This is a genomic window from Veillonella sp., assembly GCF_019414865.1.
GTDB lineage: Bacteria > Bacillota > Negativicutes > Veillonellales > Veillonellaceae > Veillonella.
Map to the genome: position 1 here is coordinate 1 of NZ_DXLG01000110.1, position 5,125 is coordinate 5,125.

Annotated in this window: 3 protein-coding genes; 2 read left to right on the forward strand and 1 reads right to left on the reverse strand. The window is 38.8% G+C overall.

Features of this window, described 5'->3' with window-relative positions; genetic code table 11:
- Positions 1–76: 76 nt before the first annotated feature.
- The gene (locus QZ334_RS06715; RefSeq protein WP_213467667.1) at positions 77–1,327 is read left to right on the forward strand and encodes an MFS transporter; all 1,251 of its coding nucleotides are present in this window, start codon (positions 77–79) and stop codon (positions 1,325–1,327) included.
- A 213-nt stretch (positions 1,328–1,540) separates the two neighbouring features.
- Here QZ334_RS06715 and pepT read toward each other — a convergent pair whose 3' ends face one another.
- Positions 1,541–2,764, reverse strand: a complete 1,224-nt coding sequence (gene pepT / locus QZ334_RS06720; RefSeq protein ID WP_295233026.1) for a peptidase T — start codon at positions 2,762–2,764, stop codon at positions 1,541–1,543.
- A gap of 244 nt (positions 2,765–3,008) precedes the next feature.
- On the opposite strand from pepT, the gene QZ334_RS06725 reads away from it, so the two are divergent.
- Positions 3,009–4,943, forward strand: a complete 1,935-nt coding sequence (locus tag QZ334_RS06725) for an OPT family oligopeptide transporter (RefSeq protein ID WP_295233029.1) — start codon at positions 3,009–3,011, stop codon at positions 4,941–4,943.
- Positions 4,944–5,125: the final 182 nt, after the last annotated feature.

Below are 5,125 nucleotides of genomic sequence, written 5' to 3' on the forward strand. Positions count from 1 at the left end.
TTTTTAGAGTGAGAGGTTTATAATTAATCGTTGTTGCAAATGGTTGACAATAGTTTAAGAAAATGGAGTTGATATTATGGATAAGGCTAAAGAGGCCTTATGGACAAGATCCTTTGTCCTTGATACTTTGATTAATTTCTTAGTATTTTTGATTTATTATTTATTAATCGTTATTATTGCGGTAGTAGCAAAGGATAATCTTCATGCCACAGCAAGTCAAGCTGGCTTGGCCGTTGGTATTTATATTATTGGTACTGTTGTTGCTCGTTTGTTAGCAGGGCGGTTTATTAGTATTTTAGGCTGTCGTAAGATGTTGTACTTAGGTTTGTTGATTTACTTAATTTCCACAGCTATGTACTTCTACACACCTAATTTATTGATGCTCGACAGTGTTCGTTTCTTAAATGGTTTTGCTTACGGTATTACATCTACAGCTACAAGTACAATCGTAGCCGCTATTATTCCAATGTCACGTCGTGGTGAAGGGATTAACTACTATGGTTTGTCTACATCTCTTGCCGCTGCAGTAGGTCCGTTTTTAGGTATTTTGATGCTTCATAGCCTAGGCTATGACTTTATCATCGCCTTCTGTGTTGCTCTTATCATCCTTTGTGGTATCGGTTCCGTTATCATGAAATTTGATGAACCTAAGCTCGATATTGATTCTGAAGAACATAAAGGCATTAAAATTTCCGATTATATCGAACCACGTATGAATTCTATTAGTCTTGTTTCTATACTAGTAGGTTTTGCATACTCTGGTGTTATCGGTTTTATGGCCGCTTATACAAAAGATTTAAACCTTATCTTAGCAGGTACATTCTTCTTCGTTGTATATGCTGTAGTTATTACGATAACAAGACCATTACTTGGTATTGTATTTGATATGAAAGGGGAAAACTTCGTTCTTTACCCTTGCTTCATATCTTTAGCACTTGGTATTTTCTTGTTGTCCATCGCTCACTCTACATGGCTTATACTCTTATCTGCGGTGTTTGTTGGCCTTGGTTACGGTACATTTATGTCAAACGGTCAAGCAGTAACTGTTAAAATTGTTCCTGTTCACCGCATTGGTGTTGCCACATCTACATACTTCATTGCCTTAGATATGGGCTTAGGTTTTGGTCCATATATTTTAGGTGCTATTAAAGAGGTAGTCGGTTATACAAGTATGTTCCATGTTACTGTTGTAGTGGCACTTCTTGCATTCGTTGCTTATTATTTCCTCTATGGCCGTTATGTAGGTACTGAAAAAGATCTTTCTTTGAAAGCTCGCGCTGAAGAAGAACAAATCAGAAATCGTAAACGCAATGGCAAACTTGCATAGAATGTAAGTTATGATTCTGGTGAATTCAGACTGGTTCTAGCAGGCAGATTTTACAACTAAATTAAAAGGACTATACGAGATATCTCGTATAGTCCTTTTTTGTGTTAAGGTATCTTAGAATTCCATTGTATTCTATATTACTAGTTTAGTATTTAAATATCCTTCAAATGCCATGTAGTAGTATAGGTGCATGAGAAGTTACATCGTAATCTATTATTTCTCAATATTAACGATGTTTACGATAATTTCTACAGCTTTTTTCATGTCATCAATACATGCAAATTCGTGACGACCATGTAGGTTTTCTACGCCAGTAAAGATATTAGGGGTAGGGATGCCCATGAAGGAAATTTTAGAACCATCTGTACCGCCACGGATAGGGTCGCAAATAGGAGTGATACCTGCTTTTTCCATAGCTGCTTTAGCTACGTTGACACATTCCATGTTGTCTTTGATGATATCGTACATATTGAAATATTGATCTTTTACGGATACTTCACATACTTCGCGGCCATAGATTTCGTTTAATGTTTGACCAGCTTGTAAGAAGAATGCTTTTTTCGCTTCGAACAATTCTTTGTCATGGTCGCGTATGATATAGTTCATTTTACCGGTATCTACTTGAGTTTCCATGCTCATGAGCATAAAGAAACCTTGGCGACCGCATGTGTGTTCTGGAACAGCAGCACCTGGCAATAGAGCATCGAATTGCATTGCTAATTTAGCACAGTTAATCATAATGCCTTTAGCTGTGCCTGTATGAACAGATACACCTTTTAATGTAACTGTGCCGCCAGCAGCATTAAATGTTTCGTATTCAAGTTGACCAAGGCTTTCACCATCAATAGTATAAGCAAAATCAACAGGAAATTCTTTGACATCAAAGTGATCTGCACCGGTACCGATTTCTTCATCTGGACCAAAGGCACACATGATTTTACCGTGCTTGATTTCTGGATGAGCTACGAGGTAGGCGAGGGCTTCCATGATTTCGCAGATGCCAGCTTTGTCGTCACCGCCTAGTAGTGTAAGACCATCGGTTACTACCAAGGATTTACCAATATAGTTCTTTAAATTAGGGAAATCTGCACGACGTGTGTAGATTTGATGCTCTTCGTTGAGGCAAATATCGCTGCCATCATAGTTTTCTACAATGCGGGGTTTAATATTTTCTGCGTTGTAATCAGCTGTATCCATATGAGCAATAAAGCCAATAGCAGGTGCTTTTTCATCTGTATTAGCATTTAATGTGCCAATAACAAAACCATTTTCACGGTTGTAAATCACTTCATCTAAACCGATTGCTTTTAAATCAGGAACGAGCACATTAGTAGCAAAGTCTACTTGAGTTTGAGTACTAGGAATTGTTGTACTTTCCTCGTTAGACCGTGTATTTATGCTTGTATAGCGTACAAAACGTTCGACCATTGATTCCATAATGAGCCTCCTCGTAAGTAAACATACATGTTATACATATTGATATAAATACTGTATATAATAAAGGTTCTTAATATACTTTCATTGTAGAACAGAGGGGATGAAAATGCAAAATAAATATTTATGGAAGGTGTGATATTTTATTCGCATAATGCATAGAAAACCATTGAACCATATATAGTGCCGTGTTAGTATAAAGGTGAATAGTTATACGTTTGTACATTTTCTGTGAGGAGGTTTTACCATGTCGGACGAAACTCGTTCTATTCCGCCCGTAGAACCCGTATTGGATCCTAAGAAGGATTACGTAGAGATTAACTCATATGTAGTATTCTGGGGCCTATTCTATGCGGCAATTTTCACACTGGCTGTAGGTTATTTATGTTTGAAAATTGGTCAAACAGTAGATGCCTTTGCTCCAGTATCTGTACTTGCTATGGGTACAGCAGTTATTTTGAAACGGCAAAATGCTTTTGCCGAAACGGTTCACATTCAGGCTATCGCTAGTTCTAGTACGAACACATTAGCTGGTGCCATGTTCTTCTTACCAGCTCTATACATTTGGAATGTTACAGATGTAACCTTTGTACAAATGGCGATTCCTATTATCCTTGGTGGCGTACTTGGTGTTCTATTATGCGTTATGTTCCGTCGCTACTTTGTTGAGGAAATGCACTATGTGTATCCGTTCCCAAGTGGTCGTGCTGCTGCTGAAGTGCTAATGAGTAATGAAGGTAGCAAAGCGAAACTCATGCTTGGTTCTGGTCTTATCGCTCTTGTATATGACTTTATTCTTAACAGCCTCGGCTGGTGGGAAGAGGTTATCCGTACTACCGCATTTAAATGGGGGTCTGCTCTAGCAGATTCGACTAAGTTAAATGCTGCTGTAGATACAGATGCTGCGTTGCTTGGCCTTGGTTACTTCACAGGCTTGCGTTATGCAGCTATTATCGCAGCTGGTTCCTTCTTCTCTTGGTTCGTATGTATTCCAATCGTATACTATTTAGCTCCGGAACATATCATGCAAATCAATGGGCATGCAGTTCCACTTGCAGAAGCTCCTATTCGCAAAGTATTCTTAGACTATGTTCGCCATATTGGTATCGGTATGCTTGCTATGGCAGGTATCATCGGATTGCTCAATATGTCTAAGGTAGTAGCTAGTGTTGTTAAAAATGCAGTACTTGATATTTTCAGTTCCAAAACCGTTGATGTTAACTTGCTTCGTACACAACGCGACGTGCCTACATCTTGGATTGGCGCTGGCATCTTATTATGTACAGTTCTATTTGCAGCATATTTCCACTTTATGTATGCTGAAAGCTTCTCCCAAACAATCGTAGCATTCTTAATCGTTCTAATTATGTCCTTCTTATTATCCGTAGTAGGTATCAGCTCCATTGCTTATACAGGTACAGAACCAGTATCTGGTATGACAATCTTCATGATTATCATCTCCGCTGTATGCTTAACAGCTGCAGGTATGACTGGTAAAGTAGGTATGATTGCAGTCCTAATGATGGCTTCCTTCATCGGTACAACCATCGGTATGGCTGGTAACTTCATGTCTGAGCTTAAAGTGGCTCATATGACAGGTGCTACACCTAAGAAAATGGAACAATGGCAAATCGTTGGTACCATTCTTTGTGCCGTACTTTCTGTAGGTGTTATGATCCTCTTGAACGATGCATATGGCTTCGTAGGGGACCATGCATTAAATGCTCCACAAGCGAATGCTATGGCTGCTATCATTGAACCAATGATGACTGGTGGTAGTGCTCAATGGCCACTATACATGGCTGGTGCATTATTCGCTATTATCTTGTGGATGGTAAAAGTTCCACCATTGGCATTTGCACTTGGTACGTACTTGCCAATGGAAATCAACACACCATTACTTATCGGTGGTTTGATTGCATACTTCGTACAAAATAGTACAAAAGATAAAGAGTTGGCAGATCTTCGCTTCTCTAAAGGTAGCACAATTGCATCTGGTCTCGTAGCTGGTGGTGCCATTGGTTCTTTATTCAGTGCCGTACTTCGTATTGCAGGTGTTGATGTATTCGCTCAAGACTGGGTTGAAACACCGGAAGCAACATACCTCAGTATTGTAATGTACTTGTTACTCTGTGTGTTCTTGTACAAAGTGGCTATGTATGTAAAAGCTAAAAAATCTTAATACTGAATAGGATATCCTCTAGAATGTGAGTATATAGCTTACTTCAAATATGTTAGGAATTCTCCACTCTGGGGATGACCGCCTTTACTGAGTTTATATTGCTTAGTAAAGGCGGTCTTTTCATTATCTATTTTAGTATTAAGACTATAGGAGTGAATGATTTTTTCGGTATAGCTAAAAGC